The 21,647-nt window shown below is 52.3% G+C and carries 14 protein-coding genes; 4 read left to right on the forward strand and 10 right to left on the reverse strand.

Going from position 1 to position 21,647, the window contains the following annotated elements; all coding sequences use genetic code 11:
- The first annotated feature begins 258 nt into the window (after positions 1 to 258).
- On the forward strand, positions 259 to 999 hold the full coding sequence (gene pflA / locus HV261_RS17900; RefSeq protein ID WP_003035751.1) for a pyruvate formate lyase 1-activating protein: 741 nt from the start codon (positions 259 to 261) through the stop codon (positions 997 to 999).
- A gap of 43 nt (positions 1,000 to 1,042) precedes the next feature.
- Here pflA and HV261_RS17905 read toward each other — a convergent pair whose 3' ends face one another.
- From HV261_RS17905 to lrp, 10 genes are all read right to left on the reverse strand, one after another.
- Positions 1,043 to 2,464 carry an amino acid permease gene (locus HV261_RS17905; RefSeq protein WP_202039026.1) on the reverse strand — a complete coding sequence of 474 codons (1,422 nt, stop codon included), beginning with the start codon at positions 2,462 to 2,464 and terminating at the stop codon, positions 1,043 to 1,045.
- Positions 2,465 to 2,675: 211 nt separating this feature from the next.
- Positions 2,676 to 3,824, reverse strand: a complete 1,149-nt coding sequence (locus tag HV261_RS17910; protein ID WP_202039027.1) for an MFS transporter — start codon at positions 3,822 to 3,824, stop codon at positions 2,676 to 2,678.
- A 331-nt stretch (positions 3,825 to 4,155) separates the two neighbouring features.
- Positions 4,156 to 5,019 carry a dimethyl sulfoxide reductase anchor subunit family protein gene (locus HV261_RS17915; RefSeq protein ID WP_202039028.1) on the reverse strand — a complete coding sequence of 288 codons (864 nt, stop codon included), beginning with the start codon at positions 5,017 to 5,019 and terminating at the stop codon, positions 4,156 to 4,158.
- A gap of 1 nt (position 5,020) precedes the next feature.
- Positions 5,021 to 5,638, reverse strand: a complete 618-nt coding sequence (locus HV261_RS17920) for a DMSO/selenate family reductase complex B subunit (RefSeq protein ID WP_005123570.1) — start codon at positions 5,636 to 5,638, stop codon at positions 5,021 to 5,023.
- Between the two features lie 10 nt (positions 5,639 to 5,648).
- Entirely contained in the window at positions 5,649 to 8,093 is a 2,445-nt protein-coding gene (gene dmsA / locus HV261_RS17925) for a dimethylsulfoxide reductase subunit A (protein WP_202039029.1), read from the reverse strand.
- Positions 8,094 to 8,329: 236 nt separating this feature from the next.
- A complete protein-coding gene (serS, locus tag HV261_RS17930; protein ID WP_137383501.1) occupies positions 8,330 to 9,622 on the reverse strand; it encodes a serine--tRNA ligase in 1,293 nt (430 codons plus the stop codon).
- A gap of 92 nt (positions 9,623 to 9,714) precedes the next feature.
- Positions 9,715 to 11,058 (reverse strand): replication-associated recombination protein RarA, encoded by a 1,344-nt coding sequence (gene rarA, locus HV261_RS17935; RefSeq protein ID WP_137383502.1) that lies wholly within the window; start codon positions 11,056 to 11,058, stop codon positions 9,715 to 9,717.
- Positions 11,059 to 11,068: 10 nt separating this feature from the next.
- A complete protein-coding gene (gene lolA / locus HV261_RS17940; RefSeq protein WP_040233939.1) occupies positions 11,069 to 11,680 on the reverse strand; it encodes an outer membrane lipoprotein periplasmic chaperone LolA in 612 nt (203 codons plus the stop codon).
- Between the two features lie 111 nt (positions 11,681 to 11,791).
- Positions 11,792 to 15,793 (reverse strand): DNA translocase FtsK, encoded by a 4,002-nt coding sequence (gene ftsK, locus HV261_RS17945; protein ID WP_202039030.1) that lies wholly within the window; start codon positions 15,791 to 15,793, stop codon positions 11,792 to 11,794.
- A 134-nt stretch (positions 15,794 to 15,927) separates the two neighbouring features.
- Positions 15,928 to 16,422, reverse strand: coding sequence for a leucine-responsive transcriptional regulator Lrp (gene lrp, locus HV261_RS17950; RefSeq protein WP_000228473.1), 495 nt, complete (start codon positions 16,420 to 16,422; stop codon positions 15,928 to 15,930).
- Positions 16,423 to 17,040: 618 nt separating this feature from the next.
- Between lrp and trxB the strand changes: the two genes are divergently transcribed.
- The 3 genes from trxB (at position 17,041) to cydC (ending at position 21,612) form a co-directional block, all read left to right on the forward strand.
- Positions 17,041 to 18,009, forward strand: coding sequence for a thioredoxin-disulfide reductase (gene trxB / locus HV261_RS17955; RefSeq protein ID WP_005123580.1), 969 nt, complete (start codon positions 17,041 to 17,043; stop codon positions 18,007 to 18,009).
- A gap of 114 nt (positions 18,010 to 18,123) precedes the next feature.
- The gene (gene cydD, locus HV261_RS17960; RefSeq protein ID WP_202039031.1) at positions 18,124 to 19,890 is read left to right on the forward strand and encodes a heme ABC transporter permease/ATP-binding protein CydD; all 1,767 of its coding nucleotides are present in this window, start codon (positions 18,124 to 18,126) and stop codon (positions 19,888 to 19,890) included.
- Complete coding sequence (cydC, locus tag HV261_RS17965) at positions 19,891 to 21,612, forward strand: heme ABC transporter ATP-binding protein/permease CydC (RefSeq protein ID WP_202039032.1); 1,722 nt, start codon at positions 19,891 to 19,893, stop codon at positions 21,610 to 21,612.
- Positions 21,613 to 21,647 lie beyond the last annotated feature (35 nt).

The following is a 21,647-nucleotide window of genomic DNA, read 5'->3' on the forward strand; positions in this document are numbered from 1 at the left end:
AAGTGGGGCCTTTTTAATAGCCTGCTTTGTCAGCTATCTATACTTATATACTCGATGGATTTCGAGTTGCATTGAGGCAGCAACGGAGTGAATCCCCTGGAGCGTACAGGAGTACGTGACTGGGGTGAGCGAAGGAAGCTAACAAAGATGCAGCTTGAAATACGAAAAGTATGGATAGCAGCCAAAACAGACTCGACACAGTTAATAACTGTGCACTAACACTGGCCCCGGATGGGCCACACCTGGAGAAACACCGCAATGTCAGTTATTGGTCGCATTCACTCCTTTGAATCCTGTGGTACTGTTGATGGCCCGGGCATCCGCTTTATTACCTTCTTTCAGGGCTGCCTGATGCGCTGCCTGTATTGCCACAACCGTGACACATGGGATACGCACGGCGGTAAAGAAGTCACCGTCGATGAATTAATGAAAGAAGTCGTGACCTATCGTCACTTTATGAACGCATCCGGTGGTGGCGTAACAGCATCCGGCGGAGAGGCTATTCTGCAAGCTGAATTCGTCCGTGACTGGTTCCGTGCCTGTAAGAAAGAAGGTATTCATACCTGTCTTGATACTAACGGTTTTGTCCGCCGCTACGACCCGGTGATTGATGAGTTGCTGGAAGTGACCGATCTGGTGATGCTCGATCTGAAACAGATGAACGACGAGATCCACCAGAACCTGGTCGGCGTGTCTAACCATCGCACACTGGAGTTTGCCCGTTACCTGTCCAACAAAGATATCAAGGTGTGGATCCGCTATGTTGTCGTACCTGGCTGGTCCGATGATGATGATTCAGCGCACCGTTTGGGCGAATTTACCCGTGATATGGGCAATGTCGAAAAAATCGAACTGCTGCCATACCACGAATTGGGTAAACACAAATGGGTGGCGATGGGTGAAGAATACAAACTGGATGGCGTGAAGCCGCCGAAAAAAGAGACCATGGAGCGCGTCAAGGGCATCCTTGAGCAGTATGGTCACAAAGTGATGTACTAAGTCTTGTGGTGGGTAACGGACCTGTTACCCACCCTATTTCCCCTTAACGCCCTCTTCTTGCCAGCAGCGGGAAAATCAATCCCAGTCCAACCAGCACAAACGGCGTCACGATGTTCAGCGTGAGCTGGAATGTCCACTCTGGAGTAAAGGCTTCCATTTTCGGAAAGATTCCCGTGAGGCAGGCAAACGCAGTAAACGCAAAACACCAAATTCCCACGGTCATCGCAAGCGTTCGGTTACGAATGAAGACATATTCCGGTTTATATTTCTGCGCCAGACGAATAACGGCAATAAATGCTACAAACACCCACAGATAGCGCAGAGGCATCACCACTGAATTCAGATTCAGTAGCCATTTATACAAATTGTTCATGTCACCGATACCCAGCGTTGGCAACATAATCAAAATGGCCACCAGTACCAGTGTCAGAATATAGCCATTCACCGGTGTCCCAGAGGCATTGGTTTTACACAGGCTTTCAGGAATATATTTGCGATCGGCATCGCCCAGTAAAACTTTAAGCGGCGCATCAATAGAAAACACCAAAGCCGCAATTTGACCTAACGTGTTGGCAACTGCATAAATAACCATCAATGTGTTACCCATGCCGTAATACTCCCCGAGCTTCTGGAAAGCGTAATACTGGCCATTAGTCATTAAGTCATCAGGAATATGCTGAGAGTCAAACATCATCCCCATTGCCAGAGAACCCAGGATCGCACACACCGCCACCATCACCGCCAGAACTAACATCCCTTTCGGAAATTCTTTGCCCGGGTTACGCGTCTGGTTAACGTATGGAGAGATTTTCTCCGCGCCACCGACCGCAAAGACCAGCATCGAGATCGTTGTGATATAGGTAAAATCGATATGCGGGATAAAAGATTCCCAGGTGATATTGGTTGTGGCGATCTGCACATCAGTAATCGCCGGAGCGGTGACGGCCATTACGACATACAGAATGGACATCACAAACATCGCGATCCCCGCAACCGATCCAACGATTTTAAGCGATTTCATGCCACGGGATGCAACCCACATGAAAAAGATAAACAGCGCTAACGTCAGCCCCTGCAACGCCACCACGGTGTACTCTTTAATCAGCGAGCCATCGCCTTTCAGCGCCCATCCCAGAGCAATCAGAATAGCCTGTGGCTTTTGCGCCAGATAAGGGATATGCACCACCCAATAGGTCCACGCGGCGAGATAAGCCAGTCCCGGTCCCATTGTCTGTTTAATCCAGGTACTAACCCCACCTTTACCGTCTTTAAACGTGGAGCCAAGCTGTCCGACAATCAGTGCATAAGGGATAAAATAGAGGGCGAAAATAAATATCCATGAAGAGACAACCACTAATCCCTGATTAGCATAGTTATTTACAACATTACCGAATCCCCATACGGTAATAAAAGACATCAATGCGATGTTGTACCACCGCAATTGTTTTTCCTGCGCACTTGCCATTGGCGATCCTTCGTAGACGCTATTTTTGATAATCAATAAATGAAGCGAGGGATTATGCGCGGTAAAATGGCCAAGCGGAAACGGCAGAATGTAAAACTATAATCTTCTGCACATTTTATTTTCAGGAAAGAATAGCGATACTTAAATAAAACAGGCTCCCATAAAGTATACATAAACAGCATGTATGGGAACCTGTTTTTATCCTGTTAGATCAGATATGCGCCACAGAATTCGGTGTATGTCCTGTCTTACGCAGCAGCATCAGTAAATAAATAAACGATACGCTGGCAATCATGATAAACAGCAAACTGTCAGAATAATTTTGCATCAGCATTGCGGTAAATGACGGCCCAAGCAGGCTACCCACGGTATAGCTTAATAACAATGCCTGGTTCATAGCGACCAACTGATGATGTTCTATTTTCTCGCAGGCCCAGGCCATCGCAACCGGATAAAGAGTGAAACCTGCCGCGCCCAGCATAAACAATGCAGGTGCCATCGCCGCCTGATTTAGCATAGCGATACTCCCGACGATCACCACAAAGACCTGAACGCGCAAAACCAGCAGACGACCTAACTTATCGGCCAGACGACCAATTGGCCATTGTCCCAGAATACCTGCACTGACCAGTACCGCCATCCAGAAACCAATGCTGGCATTGCTGACGCCCTGATGGTTGAGGTACAGCGGCATCAGGCCATACAGCGACCCCAACACAATCCCGGAGATAATGCAGCCATTCACCCCCAGACGAGCCTGGCGAAGCTTCAGCATAGAAACAATGGGGGTTGACTGTTGTTCATCACCCTGCTGATTCACAATGCGGGTAAAGAGCAGCGGTAATACTCCGGCAAGAATAGTGCCAGTCACCCACGGTAGAACATTCATTAATTCTGTCGAGACTTTACTGACCAATAATTGACCTAAAAACGTCCCCACGTAATAGACCATCATATAGGCGGCAAGTAAGCGTCCACGGTTACGCGACGTCCCGCTGCACATCAACGCGCTTTCCACCACCACCCAGATCATGGCACAACCGATACCCGCAATAAAACGCCAGGTCATCCAGCTCCAAAAACCTACCATGACGCCCAGCCCGACACAGCCCGCGGCAAAAATAAGCGACGCGATGTAATAGCTGCGGTTAAAACCGAGGTGTTTAATTAAGTACCCGGTCAGTAACGTCCCAACCAGATTTCCGGTGAAATAAGACGAACTGACCACTCCTACCTGCCAGGTTGGCAGATTTTCATGGGCGAGCCAAAGCGGGACGAGCGTGTTTAACACGGCGATCGCCAGGGTCAACAGAAGCAGCCCGCACAGCAATAGCATAACGGGACGGGTATAGGTGGACATGAATAAAAACCGTGAGGAAGTTCAAATTTCATGCGCATCATGCCACTGCAAAAAACATTGTCAATCGGCGTAATCAGGGGTCTGAGGCGCTTTCAGGAGGATCGATTCGTATTACTGATTCTTAATGCGGATTGATAAAAAATGGGAAAATACATCTATTTGTTTTAATTGATCTAAAACAAAATTGCCCCGCTACGTTCAGTCGAAAAAATTCATGGATAATCGGCATCTTTTATTTGTGGGATGACCGTATTAACGCCTTATCCGACCTACACATTCAGTACTGTAATGTGTAGGCCGGACAAGCGCGATGCCATTCGGCATTTTCAGGTTAGCTGGCGACCGCCATGCCGACGGTCATATGCAGACCATAGAACACGCCGCGGCCAATCAGCTCACCGACTAACAGCAGAATAAACGCGACGGAAAGCAGCGGTATTGCCGGCTGGTAGCCTTTCACCTGCGGAACAATCCAGCAGCACAACGCTAAAGCCAGTGCCACAATCCGCCATGCCATCAGCGAACCGTAATCGGGCACCAGCGCAGATGCCTGCTGAATTGAGCTGTGGATTGTCGCCAGCTCGGCCCCCTGCATCACGGACATGATGCCGCTTACGACCAGCGCAAGCACTGAAATAGCAGGCAGCAATCGCATCGCCCAGCCGTCAATTCCGGCAACGCGTAGTAGCAGATATCCCAGCAGCGGCCCTCCCATAAACAACGTCAGGAAGAATCCAATCGGCGTCCAGACACTATACCAGGTAGGCACCGTATCAATAGTGTTATATACGCGCACCATCATCCAGACAAAAACGACGCCCAGCACCATGGTGAGAACTAACCACAGATTGCGTAATGCTGGCGGCATTTTTTTCAACACCGCCAGTAGCCAGCCAAGACCACCAACGGCAAAGAAGAACGAGCCGCTGGCGATTTCGTTACTCAGCGCGGAAGAGCCGACACGGTTGAGGGAGTTAAACGCCCGCATCGGTGAGCCCAGGTGAAGCATGGAAGCAATAAAACCGATGCCCATCAATACCCACAGACCAAACATGCAGGCAATCACACGCTGTTGTGAATCAGGGCGTAAGTCCCCTTTCATCAGCGCCAGCGCCAGAACGATAAAGCCACCAACCACACACTGCCCGAAAACAGTGAAGATCATCAGCGGCCATTCATGCCATCCACTTCCCATCTTACACCTCCTTCGGATTAGCCAGATAACCCGTGGTGTCCCCGGTCGGGCGGCTATTGGCATTTGGTTTGATGACGATGCTCGGTTTGGTAAAGTGCGCGCCAGGTAATGGCGCAACCGCGGCCAGGGTGCCGTGTTTTTTACGCAGTTCCTCTATCGGGCCGAAGTCCAGCGCACGCAGCGGGCAGGATTCGACACAGATGGGTTTCTTACCCTCAGCAACGCGTTCATGACAGCCATCGCACTTGGTCATGTGCCCTTTGGCAGCATTGTATTGCGGTGCGCCATACGGGCAGGCCATGTGGCAATAGCGGCAACCAATGCACACATCTTCATCCACGACCACAAAACCATCTTCACGTTTGTGCATCGCGCCGCTTGGACACACCTTGGTACAGGCCGGGTCTTCACAGTGGTTACACGCAATGGAGAGGTAGTAGGCGAAAACGTTCTGGTGCCAGACACCGTTATCTTCCTGCCAGTCACCGCCGGCGTATTCGTAAATACGGCGGAAACTGACGTCCGGCGTTAAATTTTTGAAGTCTTTGCAGGCCAGTTCGCAAGTTTTGCAACCGGTGCAACGGCTGGAATCAATAAAAAATCCATACTGGGTTGTCATCGGTTACTCCTTACACCTTTTCAACCTGAACAAGGTTCGTATGTGATGGGTTCCCCTTAGCGAGAGGAGAAGGCCGCTGGGTGGTCAGCACGTTAATACAGCCGCCCTGATCCACACGTTTCACATCCGGGTCATACCAGGCGCCCTCACCCAGCGCTACAACGCCAGGCATCATACGCGGGGTAACTTTAGCCTCAATATGCACTTCGCCACGGTCGTTAAAGATACGTACCTTGTCACCGTTGTTAATACCGCGTCGTTGTGCATCCATCGGGTTAATCCACATTTCCTGGCGACAGGACGCTTTCAGAACGTCAACGTTGCCATAGGTCGAGTGGACACGAGATTTATAATGGAAGCCCGTTAATTGCAGAGGGAATTTTTCCACCAGTGGATCGTTTAAGCTTTCAAAGCCCGGTGTATAAATCGGTAATGGATCGATCACATCACCTTCCGGCAGTTCCCAGGTTGCGGCGATTTCTGCCAGCGCTTGAGAATAAATTTCAATCTTGCCTGACGGCGTGGTAAGCGGATTGGCTTTGGGGTCCTCACGAAACGCTTTATACGCCACGTGATGTCCTTCAGGATCACGCTGCTTAAAGATGCCCTGCTTACGGAACTCTTCAAATGTCGGCAGTTCCGGTATAGCCTTGCGCGACTGTTCATACAGATGACGCATCCACTCTTCCTGAGTACGGCCTTCCGTAAACTGTTGCTCGACGCCAAGGCGTTTCGCCAGCTCGCTGGTCATTTGGTAGATAGTCTTGCATTCAAAGCGCGGTTTGATCGCCTGATCGGTGAAAATCACGTAGGACATATTCCCGCAAGATGCATCCAGCGCGAAGTCCATCTGCTCAGAGGCCGTGCAGTCCGGCAGCAGAATATCGGCATATTTCGCCGAGGAGGTCATATGGCAGTCGATAACGACGATCATTTCACACTTCTTATCATCCTGCAGGATTTCATGCGTACGGTTGATATCAGAGTGCTGGTTAATCAGGCAGTTACCGGCATAGTTCCAGATCATCTTAATCGGAACATCGAGCTTATCCTTACCACGAACACCGTCGCGCAGCGCCGTCATTTCCGGACCACGCTCAATCGCATCCGTCCACATAAACATTGAGATGCTGGTTTCAACGGGGTTTTCCAGTGTTGGCATACGCTCAAACGGCAAATCGTATGATCCCTCACGTGCACCGCTATTGCCGCCGTTAATACCGACGTTGCCGGTCAGAATGGCCAACATCGAAATGGCACGGGTCGCAATCTCGCCGTTGGCGTGGCGCTGCGGTCCCCAGCCCTGGCTAATGTAGGCGGGTTTCGCGCTACCAATTTCACGCGCCAACTTAACAATTCGTTCAGCAGGAATACCGGTTATCTGCGCAGCCCATTCCGGGGTCTTCGCGATACCGTCTTTACCCTGACCGAGAATATACGCCTTATAGTGACCATTCTTCGGCGCTCCTGCCGGGAGGGTTTTTTCGTCATAGCCCACGCAGTACTTATCGAGGAACGGTTGATCAACCATATTCTCGCTGATCAGCACATAGGCAATACCGTTAACCAGTGCTGCATCTGTACCCGGTCGAATGGGGATCCATTCATCTTCGCGTCCCGCACCGGTATCCGTGTAGCGGGGATCGATGATGATCATGCGGGCATTCGATTTCTGCCGCGCCTGTTCAAGGTAATAGGTTACCCCACCACCGCTCATACGCGTTTCGCCAGGGTTATTACCAAACAAGACAACGAGCTTACTGTTTTCAATGTCAGACGGACTGTTACCGTCTGCCCATCCGCCATAGGTATAGTTCAGCCCAGCCGCGATTTGCGCAGAAGAATAATCCCCATAGTGGTTCAGGTAACCGCCGCAACAGTTCATTAAACGTGCTACCAGCGTTTTACCCGGCGGCCATGAGCGCGTCATCGTGCCGCCCAGCGTACCGGTCCCATAGTTAAGATAGATAGACTCGTTACCGTAGTCTTTAATCAGACGCTGCATATTGCTGGCGATGATATCGTAGGCTTCATCCCAACTGATGCGCTCAAATTTACCTTCACCACGTTTGCCGACACGCTTCATTGGGTATTTCAGACGATCGGGATTATAAACTCGACGACGCATGGACCGACCACGCAGGCAGGCACGAACCTGATGCAAGCCGTCATAGTTATCATCGCCCGTGTTGTCGGTCTCGACATATTTGATTTCACCGTCTACGACATGCATGCGCAGCGGACAACGGCTACCGCAGTTTACCGTACACGCACTCCAGATCACTTTCTCATTGACCGGTGACGGATTGATGGCATCTGCAGCGTTTGCAATACGGGTAAATGGCAGGGTAAACGCGCTACTGGCTACTGCCAGTCCGCCTATCGCCGTCGTTTTTACCAAACTGCGACGACTCACCTCAGCTGCCAGCACGGCATCGGGGATCTTAGTTTTCATAGTGGCTCACTCTGCTGCTCACAATAAACAAAAAGGGAATGTTCGTTGTATAGTCATTTATATATCGATACTATCGTTATACAGACCGTTATATAGCGAATTTATGCAAAGACAGAGATAAATACTGACTTTCATTCGAAGGCAGTATTACCACTAATGGAGTAAGGGTTATTGTCCGGCATCAAAGGGGCGTAAAAAAAGCGCCCTGAGGCGCTTTTTTAGCAAGGGAAAATGACTTAACCGATGAATTCCAGGCCATTCATGTACGGACGTAATACTTCCGGTACCTGAATACGGCCATCAGCTTGCTGGTAGTTTTCCATAACGGCAACCAGCGTACGTCCCACTGCCAGACCAGAACCGTTCAGCGTATGCACTAAACGTGTTTTCTTGTCAGATTTGCTACGGCAACGCGCCTGCATGCGGCGAGCCTGGAAATCCCACACGTTGGAGCAGGAGGAAATTTCACGATAGGTATTCTGTGCCGGGATCCACACTTCCAGATCGTAGGTTTTGCATGCGCCAAAGCCCATGTCACCAGTACACAGAACGATCTTACGGTACGGCAGGCCCAGCAGCTGAAGTACTTTTTCAGCATGACCGGTCATCTCTTCCAGCGCGTCCATAGAATCTTCAGGACGAACAATCTGCACCATCTCAACTTTGTCGAACTGGTGCATACGGATCAGACCGCGGGTATCACGACCGTAAGAACCGGCCTCAGAACGGAAGCATGGCGTATGCGCAGTCATTTTGATTGGCAACGCGTCTTCGTCAATGATTTCATCACGTACCAGGTTGGTCAGCGGAACTTCTGCCGTTGGGATCAGCGCATAGTTGCTGCTGTCGGCTTCTTCATCCAGCGGACGCGTATGGAACAGATCGCCAGCAAATTTCGGCAACTGACCGGTACCGTACAGCGTGTCATGGTTGACCAGATACGGAACGTAGTTTTCACTGTAGCCATGTTGTTCAGTATGCAGATCCAGCATGAACTGAGACAGCGCACGGTGCATACGCGCAATCTGCCCTTTCATGACAACAAAACGAGAGCCGGTCAGTTTAACCGCAGCGGCGAAATCAAGACCTGAGTGCATTTCACCCAGCGTCACGTGATCGCGCACGTCGAAATCGAACTCACGCGGGGTACCCCAGCGACTCACTTCAACGTTGTCATTCTCGTCTTTACCTACCGGAACGTCGTCCGCCGGCAGGTTAGGAATGGTCAGCGCAATGTCGCGGATCTCGGCCTGTAAGGTATCAAGTTCAGCTTTCGCGGCATCCAGCTCTTCGCCCAGTTTGTTCACTTCCAGACGTAAAGACTCGATATCTTCCCCGCGCGCTTTTGCCTGGCCGATGGATTTCGATCGAGAGTTACGCTCTGCCTGCAGGTTTTCAGTTTGTACCTGCAGAACTTTACGACGCTCTTCAAGAGCGCGCAGCTTATCTACATCCAGCTTAAAGCCCCGGCTTGCCAGTTTTTCTGCGACTGCGTCTGGCTCATTACGCAGCAGATTGGGATCGAGCATGCTTATCCTGTGCTTATCGAATTAAAATAGGAGAAAGTGACCACAGCCTGCGGTCACAGGGATACATTGACAACATTACCGCAACGATAACACTAACGGTAGCGTTTTATAGGGCTATTTTGATCCTGTCCGGCGAGCCAGGCGAGCTTTTCGCCAATCTTGCCTTCAAGACCTCTGTTTGTCGGGTGATAATAGCGCGTTTGTGCCATTTCCTGCGGGAAGTATTCTTCTCCGGCAGCGTAGGCATTTGGCTCATCATGGGCGTAGCGATATTCCTGGCCATAACCCATCTCTTTCATGAGCTTCGTCGGCGCGTTACGCAAGTGCACCGGTACGTCGTAATCGGGGCGTTCACGGGCATCAGCCAGGGCGGCTTTAAAGGCGGTGTATACCGCATTACTTTTCGGCGCGCAGGCCAGATAGACAATCGCCTGAGCAATAGCGCGTTCACCTTCCGCAGGACCTACGCGAGTAAAACAATCCCATGCAGAAATTGCCACTTGCATCGCACGAGGGTCGGCATTTCCCACATCTTCAGAGGCAATTGCCAAACAGCGACGGGCAACGTAGAGCGGGTCACCACCTGCGCTAATGATGCGCGCATACCAGTAAAGAGCCGCATCCGGTGCACTACCGCGGACCGACTTATGCAATGCTGAGATTAGGTCGTAAAAACGATCGCCTTTATTATCGAAACGCGCGCTACGTTCACCGGCAATCTCAGTCAGCAATGTCGCGTGTAAAACGCGTTTTCCGCTGTCATCCACTTCGGCCATGTCGGCCATCATTTCCAGCGTATTTAGCGCCCGCCGCGCATCACCGTTTACCAGTTCAGCAATCGCCCGACGCGTTTCGTTCGGCAAAACGATATCCTGACCGCCATAACCTCGAGCTTTATCTGACATCGCCTGATCCAGCACCAGCTCGATATCTTCGGTGGTCAATGATTTCAGTAAATAAACGCGCGCCCGCGACAGCAGCGCCGAGTTCAGCTCAAACGAGGGATTTTCGGTGGTCGCCCCAATAAACGTGATCGTGCCGTCTTCAATATGCGGAAGAAAAGCATCCTGCTGGCTTTTATTAAAGCGGTGAACTTCGTCCACGAACAGTATTGTGCGTCGGCCAGCATTACGGTTCTGACGCGCACGTTCAATCGCTTCGCGAATTTCCTTCACGCCCGAGGTGACGGCAGAAATACGTTCAACATCAGCGTTCGCATAACGGGCAATGACTTCGGCAAGGGTGGTTTTTCCCGTTCCTGGCGGACCCCATAAAATCATGGAGTGCAGGTGTCCGGCCTCGATGGCGCGCGGCAAGGGCTTACCCGCAGCCAGCAGATGTTGCTGGCCGATATACTGCGCTAAATTTTCTGGCCGCATACGTGCGGCCAGGGGTTGGAAGGTATTATCAGAAAAATCGAGCGACAGGTTGCCCACTCACGCGCCTCTACTTACGTTGATCGTCTACCGTTACGCCTTGTGGCGGGGTAAAGGTGAATTTTGATGGTTCGATCGCGCCGTTCTGCTGCGATTTCAGCTGGTAGCTACTACGCTGATCGTCCTGTTCAACGGCGCTAAACTGATGAATTGTTCCGTCGCGGCCAACATTGATGGTGAACTGCTTCAGGTTGCCGCTGCTGGTTTTGGGTGTCAGCACAAAATCATCGCCGTTTTGCTTAATATTGTACTGCTGCCAGTCGCTGGACTGGTTCCGCGCAATCAGCATAAACGGCGTGTTACCCGTGGCATCTTTCAGCCAGGTCGCCGTCGCCTGCTCAACAAATGGGTTGAAGAACCACAGTGTTTTACCATCAGAGACCAGAATGCTTTCGTCAGGCTGTGTCATATGCCAGTTAAACAGATTAGGACGTTTAACCCATAAATCCCCCTGGCCTTCCTGCACCGCTGCGCCGCTACCATCCGTTACCTTCTGGGTAAAACTGGCGTGGAAGCTGCTGACTTTATCCAGACGGCTTTTCAGGTCGCTGGCGGCGTCAGCCCAAACGCTGCTCACCACAAAGCTCGACAATAATGCACAGGTGATTGCGATTCTTTTCATCGTTATTCCTCAAAATACGTCACTCCCAACGGGGAGCTCCTTCTGCTATCCATTTCAGGCCAAAAATCAGCATGAGGAAAGTAGAAAATACTGAATTACTTAACTTTGCAATCAATCAAAGGGCGGTGGAGCCAGCACTTCACGATTGCCATTATGTCCCTGCTCGCTGACAATTCCCTGCGCTTCCATCTGTTCGATGATGCGCGCCGCACGGTTATAACCAATGCGGAACTGGCGCTGGACGCCGGAGATGGAAGCTTTGCGTTTCTGGGTAACAAAATTCACCGCCTGATCGAACAACGGATCCAGCTCTTCCCCACCGTCAAAACCACCGCCGCCACCTTCACTTTCGGTGTCCGAGGTGATGCCTTCCACGTACTGTGGACGGCCACGCGCTTTCCAGTCCTGGACGACCGCGTGAACCTCCTCATCGCGCACAAAAGCACCATGTACACGCACCGGAATCGTTGAGTTTGGCGCAGAATAGAGCATATCGCCCATGCCCAACAGGGATTCAGCACCACCCTGATCAAGAATGGTACGAGAGTCAATCTTACTCGAGACAGTAAACGCTATACGCGTCGGGATATTTGCTTTGATAAGCCCAGTGATAACATCAACCGACGGACGCTGGGTCGCCAGCACCAGGTGGATACCTGCCGCACGCGCTTTTTGCGCCAGACGGGCAATCAGTTCTTCCACTTTTTTACCGACAGTCATCATCAGATCAGCAAATTCATCGACCAGAACCACAATATACGGCTCTTTTTTCAGCACCGGATGAGTGACATCCATGCTATCGCCTGGTTTCCAGTACGGATCCGGGATTGGACGTCCCATACGATCTGCTTCCGCAATCTTCTCGTTGTAGCCCGCAAGGTTACGCACGCCCAGCGCCGACATCAGCTTATAGCGGCGTTCCATTTCATTAACGCTCCAGCGCAAGGCATTGGCTGCGTCTTTCATATCCGTAACAACTTCGGTCAACAGATGCGGGATACCTTCATAAACCGACAGCTCGAGCATTTTCGGGTCGATCATGATAAAGCGAACATCTTCCGGCTGCGCCTTGTAGAGCATGCTGAGGATCATGGCGTTGACCCCAACAGATTTACCTGACCCCGTAGTACCTGCCACCAACAGATGCGGCATCTTCGCCAAATCGGCAGTCACAGGTTCACCAGCAATGTCCTTGCCGAGAACGACAGTAAGCGGTGACGGATTATCACGGAATTTCGCGTTATCCAGTACTTCACGCAGATATACTGTCTGGCGTTTTTTGTTCGGCAACTCCAGTCCGACATACGGTTTACCCGGAATAACCTCCACCACACGAACTGCCGCGGTTGATAGCGAGCGCGCCAGATCTCGGGAAAGGTTAGAAATACGCGCAGCTTTAACACCCGGCGCCAGATTTAGCTCAAAACGGGTAATGACCGGTCCGGGCGAGTAGTTCACCACATCGGCTTTAATACGGAAATCGGCCAGACGCGCTTCCACCAGACGCGCCATTTGTTCCAACGCGAATGTATCTATTGGCTCAACTTCCACCGGTGGTGGGGTGAGCAGATCCAGCGATGGCAGCAGCGTCGTCGGACGCTGTACAGGGCGGCTGTCGCCATTACGCATCAACAACGGATGGATCAGGCTTTCCTGCGGCGGCGGTGTGACAGGCTGCGGCGGCTGCTGATAATGCTGCTGCGGCACGACAGGCTGCGGCGGCTGCTGGTAATGCTGCTGCGGCGCAACAGGCTGTGGCGGCTGCTGGTAATGCTGCTGCGGTGCGACAGGCTGTGGCGGCTGCTGGTAATGCTGCTGCGGTGCGACAGGCTGTGGCGGCTGCTGGTAATGCTGCTGCGGTGCAACAGGCTGTTGATACTGTGGCGCAGGTTCCGGCATCACGCTGGGGGTAAACAGCGGCTCATGCGGACCTTCATCCACTAACGCTTTCATTGGTGAGAATTCAAAATCATCAAGTGAGAATGGATTCGCCCCGGCAGGCTGTGCGCCGGAATAACGTTGCTGTTGGGAAGAAGCGAACTGACGCGCCAGTTCAGCTTCTGCAGCTGAATCTTCGTCATCAGCATGCGCTGTGTCATCCTGATACTCTTCACCATAGCGATGCTGCTGCGACTGGGCAAACTGACGCGCCAGTTCATCCTGCTGCATGGCATCAATTTCATCGTCACTGTATTGCACATCCGTATCAAGCTGCTCTTCGCGCGCTTTCTCTTCCGCCATACGTTGTGACGGCAACTTAATGCCATATGAAGCCAACTCCCGGCGTGTCGGGACACGCACACGATTAGGGCGCGGCAGTTGCGGGCCAATTCCCTCTTTCACCTGCGGACGCGACGCACCGCTCCCTGCAAGACTAAATACCGGTGCGGCAACGGCTGCACCAGCACCCAATGCAGCATTTTTCACCCCAGCAGCCAGCGGCGCTGCGGCAGCCACAGACTCAACGGGAGGTATGGATGCAGCGGGCATAGACGGTGCAACGGGTTTCACCCGCTCAGGCTCTTGTACGGGTTCTGGAATCGGTTGATACCAGGCAGCCAACTGCTCACGCTCACGCGCGCGTTTTTCTTCCACTTCTTCAAAATAGTAGAGCGGTGGACGTGCTGGTTTCACCTCTTCAACGACAGGTTCAGGCTCGGCAACCGGCGGCTGTTCCACCACGGGCTGCTGATGAACCACGGGTTGTTGCTGCACGATGTCTTGCTGATAGACAGGCTGCGGTTCAAGCGGCGCACCCTGCTGGTAAACCGGTTCTGGTTGCCAGGCGTGTTCCACCACCGGCTCAGGTGCTTGCCACGGCATTGCCGGTTGCGGCATCGTCGGCTGTTCATAGCCAGCTTCGGCAACTGGCGGTACAGAATATGGCATCTGCGGTTCAACCGGTGCAGATTGCTGCCAGGGTTCATAAGGCTGAACCGGAGGCTGCGCGTACTGAACGGGCTGTGGGTAACCTTCCGGCGCTGGCGCGATAACCGCTTCACCAGTTTGCGGAGCCGGTGCGGATTGCCATGCCACAGCGGGAGTGGGTTGCTCTAAAACGGTTCCCGGTACTGGCGCAGGTTGCAGCAGCGGGTCGACTGGCGCACTCCAGGCCTGAGTTGCCGCAGTGGCAGTGGCGGCCGCTGCCGCGGTGACCGGCTCAGTCACTGAATGGCCGTTTAATAGCGGATCGAATTCATCGTATTCAGGCAATGTGGCACGGTTGCCAGAGAACAACACATCGTCAGGATCGGCTACAACGCCACGCGCGCTGTATTCAATTTCGTCCTCATCATCCATGCGCTTGCCGGAGAACAGCGCGGCATCAGTGTGACGCCCAAGTGGATTGGTAAACTTCTCTGCCAGCCGTTTACGACGCGCTAACGCTCCGCGCAGAATACGTGCCCGTCGGGATTCATGCGGGGGACCATCACCGGCATCGACAGACTCTTCATCATCTTCATATTCTTCGTCATCGACCCAGGTATCATCGCGACGAGTACGATTGCTGGCAAATGTCAGGATATTCAGTAACCAACCACCCAGTTTCTCGGCAATGCTCACCCATGACCAGCCAGTAAACAGCGTTAAACCCGCAGCCCAGATACATAACAGCGCAAGCGTACCGCCACTGCTGTGCAGCAGGGGCTGCAGCGTAGTACTGAGCAGGCTGCCAATAACGCCGCCAGAGGCAAAATACCAGATGTCATCGGCATTGATTGCGGCAAGCCCGCAAGAGGTGAGGATCAGCGCCAGAACGCCAATAATACGCAGCGATACGGCGAAGTAATCGACGTATTCGTCGCTGGCCTGATGTCGCCAGGCAAACCAGCAGCCACCGACAATGATGACGGGAATGGTGTAGGCCATGACACCAAAAATGAAGAACAGCGTGTCCGCCAGCCATGCGCCGGGTATTCCACCCAGATTATGGATAGGCTCGTGCCATGCGGTTTGCGACCAACTGGGGTCCGAAGGGTTAAAACTGAGTAAGGCTGCCATCAACCAGACGGCAAAAAGGGCAATAAGAATCAGCAACGCTTCCAGAAGTCGGCGCCCGCTGCTTAACTTCGTCAATGTGACGTCTTTGTCTTCAGTGTATTCCTGGCTCAAAAACGGCTCTCCAGGTTTCAGGCTTTTCCTGCCCGATGCTAAAACGGACAACAGCACCGGGTTACCCCGGCACTGTTGCTGTATGGATTAACAGGAGTGTAATCAAACTGCGTCGATTTTGCACCTGTTCCGTGTTAGCGCGTCTTAATTACCAGACGATTGCTCTGTTTGACTTCTTCCATTACCACGTAAGTACGTGTGTCATTCACGCCAGGCAGACGCAGCAGGGTTTCCCCCAGCAGCTTACGGTATGCCGACATATCCGGTACGCGTGTTTTCAGCAGATAGTCGAAATCACCGGAAACCAAATGACACTCTTGAATTTCTTCAAGTTTTTGTACTGCAGTGTTAAATTGTTCAAACACATCCGGGGCGCCACGATTCAGAGTAATCTCAACAAAAACCAGAAGTGATGCATCCAGATAATGCGGGTTCAACAGCGCTGTATAGCCCTGAATAAAACCCTGTCTTTCCAACCGACGCACACGCTCAAGGCAGGGCGTTGGAGAAAGTCCCACTCGTTTTGAAAGCTCGACGTTAGAAATACGCCCATCCTTTTGCAGCTCATTAAGAATGTTACGATCGATACGGTCGAGATCTTTGCCAGGGCGCTTCTTACTATCTACCATTATTATTGTCTCTCTGTATTCCTTCCCTACTCCTGCCTGACTCTACTAACATCACTGTTCAGAGTCGCTACCCATCACAATAAACCGCAACCCAGAGGGATTTACGGTGCGCAATGCCTGGGTTTATGGTGAGAAGACCGTTGCCTGTCGGCGGCTATCGACATCACGAATGGCATCTGTCCACACCATGCGTAGATTTCACTAACCCGGTAAACATGGTATCTACATGCATGATTATGCAGCATATACATGACACAGTTTTTTTCTTCCTTGAATGTTTTCGCAAAACAGCAGGTGATTGTCAAAGCAAAACATCGATTTTTAGTACAACATGCCAGTTATTCATTGGGAGTGATGGAAAATCGTCATTTTATCACCTTATAACTGACCGATTTTAAGTAGAAATCATTATATCCCCGTCATAGTTCACGTCGCCTGTGCGTTGGCTTCACGCGGCCCCCCAACTCGAATAAATTAGGGAAGCGCGTTACCCTCAATTTTACCCATCATCGGTTTCCGCTATTACACATATTGTTAACAAAATCGCCATACTCTTTTTTTACGTCTGCAAATTCCCTACAATCCTGCCCATTGCCTACCAACAACTATGGGGATCTCATGGGCACGACCAAACACAGTAAACTTCTTATTCTGGGTTCAGGCCCTGCGGGCTACACCGCCGCCGTCTACGCTGCGCGCGCAAACCTGCAGCCGGTGCTGATTACCGGTATGGAAAAAGGCGGTCAGCTGACCACGACAACAGAAGTGGAGAACTGGCCTGGCGATCCAAACGATCTCACTGGCCCGCTGCTGATGGAGCGCATGCACGAGCACGCAACGAAATTTGAAACGGAGATCATCTTCGATCACATCAGTAAGGTTGATCTGCAAAACCGCCCTTTCCGTCTCACCGGAGACAGCGGCGAGTACACCTGTGACGCACTGATCATCGCCACTGGCGCTTCAGCACGTTATCTGGGCTTACCTTCAGAAGAAGCCTTCAAAGGCCGCGGCGTCTCCGCCTGCGCAACCTGCGACGGTTTCTTCTATCGTAACCAAAAAGTTGCGGTGATCGGCGGCGGCAACACCGCGGTGGAAGAAGCGTTGTACCTGGCGAATATCGCCTCCGAAGTTCACTTGATTCACCGCCGCGACAGTTTCCGTGCTGAGAAAATCCTCATCAAACGTTTGATGGATAAAGTTGAAAACGGCAACATCGTGCTGCACACGCATCGCACACTGGAAGAAGTGACTGGCGATCAAATGGGTGTCACCGGATTGCGTCTGCGCGATACGCAAAATACTGACAACGTTGAATCTCTCGACGTCGCCGGATTGTTTGTCGCCATCGGCCACAGCCCGAACACGGCTATTTTCGATGGTCAACTTGAACTGGAAAACGGCTATATCAAAGTTCAGTCCGGTATTCACGGCAATGCGACACAAACCAGCATTCCTGGTGTGTTCGCTGCCGGTGACGTGATGGACCATATTTATCGTCAGGCGATTACCTCAGCTGGCACAGGTTGTATGGCCGCCCTGGACGCTGAACGTTATCTCGACGGTCTGGCAGACGCCTGCAAATAGTTTTTACAAATCAGTAACAAAAGTAAAAAAGGCGACTATAAGTCGCCTTTATTTTTGCCCCGTTGTAACATTGTCCTGCCCAAAAATTCCAATAACTCACCTGCTAAGCGTGCAATGAATAAAACCCGTCAAAAAGAGCTTACCCGCTGGTTAAAACAGCAAAGTGTCATTTCTCAACGCTGGCTGAATATTTCACGCCTGTTGGGGTTCGTGAGTGGCCTGTTAATTGTCGCTCAGGCCTGGCTCATGGCTCGGATTCTGCAGCACATGATCATGGAAAATATTCCCCGTGAAGCGCTGCTGTTCCCTTTCGTCGTGCTGGTCTTGATTTTTATCCTGCGGGCGTGGGTTGTCTGGTTACGTGAGCGAATAGGGTTTCACGCGGGCCAACATATTCGTTTTGAGATTCGTCGTCAGGTTCTGGACCGTCTGCAACAGGCGGGGCCAGCATGGATACAGGGGAAGCCAGCCGGAAGCTGGGCCACGCTGATTCTGGAACAGATTGACGATATGCATGACTACTATGCGCGTTATTTGCCGCAAATGGCGCTTGCGGTATGCGTCCCGTTATTGATTGTGGCTGCCGTTTTCCCGTCAAACTGGGTTGCAGCCCTTATCCTGTTGGGAACCGCCCCACTGATCCCTCTGTTTATGGCGATGGTCGGTATGGGCGCTGCCGATGCCAACCGGCGTAACTTTCAGGCACTTGCCCGACTCAGCGGCCACTTCCTCGATCGCTTGCGCGGCATGGAAACACTGAGAATTTTCGGTCGCGGCGAAGCGGAGACGGAAAGCATTCGGGCTGCATCGCAGGATTTCCGTCAGCGCACAATGGAAGTGCTTCGCCTGGCATTCCTCTCTTCGGGCGTGCTGGAGTTTTTCACTTCGCTCTCCATTGCCCTGGTAGCCGTGTACTTCGGTTTTTCTTATCTTGGCGAGCTTGATTTCGGCCACTACGGAACCGGCGTCACGCTGGCGGCAGGTTTCCTGGCGCTGATTCTGGCACCGGAATTTTTCCAGCCGCTGCGCGATCTGGGGACGTTTTACCATGCCAAGGCGCAAGCGGTAGGCGCTGCCGACAGTCTGAAAACGTTCATGGAAACCCCGCTCGCGCATCCTGAGCGTGGCGATATTGAGCTGGCGACCAAAGACGCGGTTGCAATTGAAGCCGAAGATCTGATCATCACCTCACCCGAAGGCAAAATCCTGGCGGGTCCGCTTAACTTCTCCCTACCCGCAGGCCAGCGCGCGGTGTTGGTTGGGCGTAGTGGTTCCGGTAAGAGCTCGTTGCTGAATGTCCTGTCTGGTTTTCTCTCATATCAGGGCTCATTGCGAATTAATGGCTTTGAACTTCGTGACTTGTCGCCTGACGCCTGGCGTAAACAACTCTCATGGGTTGGGCAAAACCCGCAGCTTCCGGCAGCGACATTGCGCGAAAATGTGCTGCTGGCATGCCCTGATGCCAGCGAAGAACAGCTACAGGCCGCGCTCGATAGCGCCTGGGTCAGTGAATTTTTACCACTGCTTCCTCAGGGTGTGGATACCCCTGTGGGCGACCAGGCAGGTCGACTTTCTGTCGGGCAAGCGCAGCGTGTTGCCGTTGCCCGCGCCTTACTCAACCCGTGTCAGTTACTGCTGCTCGACGAACCCGCAGCCAGTCTGGATGCACACAGCGAACAACGTGTGATGCAGGCGTTAAATGCGGCATCGCGCCGCCAGACTACGCTGATGGTGACACACCAGCTGGAAGATCTTGCCGACTGGGACGCTATCTGGGTCATGCAAGACGGTCAGATTGTCGAACAAGGTACCTATGCGCAACTTAGCGCAGCCAACGGGGCTTTTGCGACATTACTGGCTCACCGTCAGGAGGACATCTAAATGCGCGCTTTGCTACCCTATCTGACGCTGTATAAACGTCATAAATGGATGTTAACACTGGGGATCGTTCTGGCGATCGTCACATTATTGGCAAGCATTGGTTTGCTGACGCTTTCAGGCTGGTTCCTGTCTGCTTCCGCCGTTGTCGGTGTCACCGGGATCTACAGTTTTAACTACATGCTCCCGGCAGCTGGCGTTCGCGGGGCGGCAATTACCCGAACCGCAGGTCGTTATTTCGAACGACTGGTCAGTCACGATGCGACGTTTCGTGTATTGCAGCATTTGCGTATTTACACCTTCAGCAAATTGCTGCCGCTCTCCCCTGCCGGGCTCGCCCGATACGGCCAGGGCGAACTGCTCAACCGCGTTGTGGCGGATGTCGACACGCTCGATCATCTCTATTTACGCGTGCTCTCCCCGCTGGTGGGTGCGTTTGTCGTTATTGTGGTGGTCACGCTAGGATTGAGCGTTCTCGATCTCACGCTCGCCATCACTCTTGGTGGTATTATGCTGCTGACTCTGTTCATCTTGCCCCCGTTGTTTTATCAGGCGGGTAAAAGCACCGGGCAGAACCTGACGCATTTGCGCGGACAATATCGTCAGCAGTTGACCTCCTGGTTACAGGGTCAGGCTGAGCTGACCATTTTTGGCGCCAGCGAACGCTATCGCACACAAATGGAAGCCACCGAATTACAGTGGCACGAAGCGCAGCGTCGTCAGTCCGAATTAACGGCCTTGTCTCAGGCTGTCATGCTACTGATTGGCGCTCTGGCTGTAGTGATGATGTTATGGATGGCTTCAGGTGGCGTAGGCGGAAACACACAACCTGGCGCACTGATAGCGTTGTTTGTGTTCTGCGCGCTGGCCGCTTTCGAAGCGCTGACCCCGGTTACCGGCGCATTTCAGCATCTCGGCCAGGTTATTGCCTCTGCGCTGCGCATCACCGAACTGACCGAACAGCAGCCGGAAGTCACCTTCCCGGATACGGAAGCTACTGTTTCAGAAAAGATTACTCTGACATTGCGTGAGGTGTCTTTCAGCTATCCTGGGCAAACGCAAAAAGCGCTGGACACCCTTTCTTTGCTCGCTAAACCCGGTGAACACATTGCGATTCTGGGTCGGACAGGCTGTGGGAAATCAACGTTACTGCAGTTATTGACCCGTGCATGGGATCCACAAAGCGGCGAAATTCTGATTAACGATCGTCCGATTTCAACGCTGAACGAAGCCGCATTGCGTCAATGCATCAGCGTCGTACCACAACGAGTGCATCTGTTCAGTGCGACATTGCGCGATAACCTGCTGCTGGCTGCGCCACACGCCAGCGATGAAGCGCTATCCGGGATGCTGGGTCGTGTCGGTCTGGAAAAACTGCTTGAAGGTGATGGTCTCAATGCCTGGCTGGGTGAAGGCGGTCGTCAGCTTTCAGGCGGAGAGCTACGCCGTTTGGCTATCGCGCGAGCCTTGCTGCACGATGCGCCGCTGATGCTTCTGGATGAACCGACTGAAGGTCTGGATGCGACAACGGAAAGCCAAATGCTTGAATTGATTAACGATGTGATGCGCAATAAAACCGTACTCATGGTCACACATCGCCTGCGCGGACTGTCGCGATTTAATCAAATAATAGTGATGGACAACGGACGCATAATTGAGCAAGGTAATCACGCAGATCTGTTAGCCAGGCAGGGGCGTTATTACCAGTTTAAGCAACGTCTGTAAGCTATTATTGAACGATCCAACTCGCGTAGTGGAGT

Source organism: Citrobacter sp. RHBSTW-00671, assembly GCF_014103415.1.
Taxonomy (GTDB): domain Bacteria; phylum Pseudomonadota; class Gammaproteobacteria; order Enterobacterales; family Enterobacteriaceae; genus Citrobacter.

Coding starts and splice junctions, on each gene's coding strand:
- trxB (WP_005123580.1), top strand. CDS start 17,041: ATGGGCACGACCAAACACAGTAAACTTCTTATTCTGGGTTCAGGCCCT.
- cydD (WP_202039031.1), top strand. CDS start 18,124: ATGAATAAAACCCGTCAAAAAGAGCTTACCCGCTGGTTAAAACAGCAA.
- HV261_RS17915 (WP_202039028.1), bottom strand. CDS start 5,019: ATGGGAAGTGGATGGCATGAATGGCCGCTGATGATCTTCACTGTTTTC.
- serS (WP_137383501.1), bottom strand. CDS start 9,622: ATGCTCGATCCCAATCTGCTGCGTAATGAGCCAGACGCAGTCGCAGAA.
- dmsA (WP_202039029.1), bottom strand. CDS start 8,093: ATGAAAACTAAGATCCCCGATGCCGTGCTGGCAGCTGAGGTGAGTCGT.
- HV261_RS17920 (WP_005123570.1), bottom strand. CDS start 5,638: ATGACAACCCAGTATGGATTTTTTATTGATTCCAGCCGTTGCACCGGT.
- pflA (WP_003035751.1), top strand. CDS start 259: ATGTCAGTTATTGGTCGCATTCACTCCTTTGAATCCTGTGGTACTGTT.
- HV261_RS17910 (WP_202039027.1), bottom strand. CDS start 3,824: ATGTCCACCTATACCCGTCCCGTTATGCTATTGCTGTGCGGGCTGCTT.
- lrp (WP_000228473.1), bottom strand. CDS start 16,422: ATGGTAGATAGTAAGAAGCGCCCTGGCAAAGATCTCGACCGTATCGAT.
- lolA (WP_040233939.1), bottom strand. CDS start 11,680: ATGAAAAGAATCGCAATCACCTGTGCATTATTGTCGAGCTTTGTGGTG.
- HV261_RS17905 (WP_202039026.1), bottom strand. CDS start 2,464: ATGGCAAGTGCGCAGGAAAAACAATTGCGGTGGTACAACATCGCATTG.
- cydC (WP_202039032.1), top strand. CDS start 19,891: ATGCGCGCTTTGCTACCCTATCTGACGCTGTATAAACGTCATAAATGG.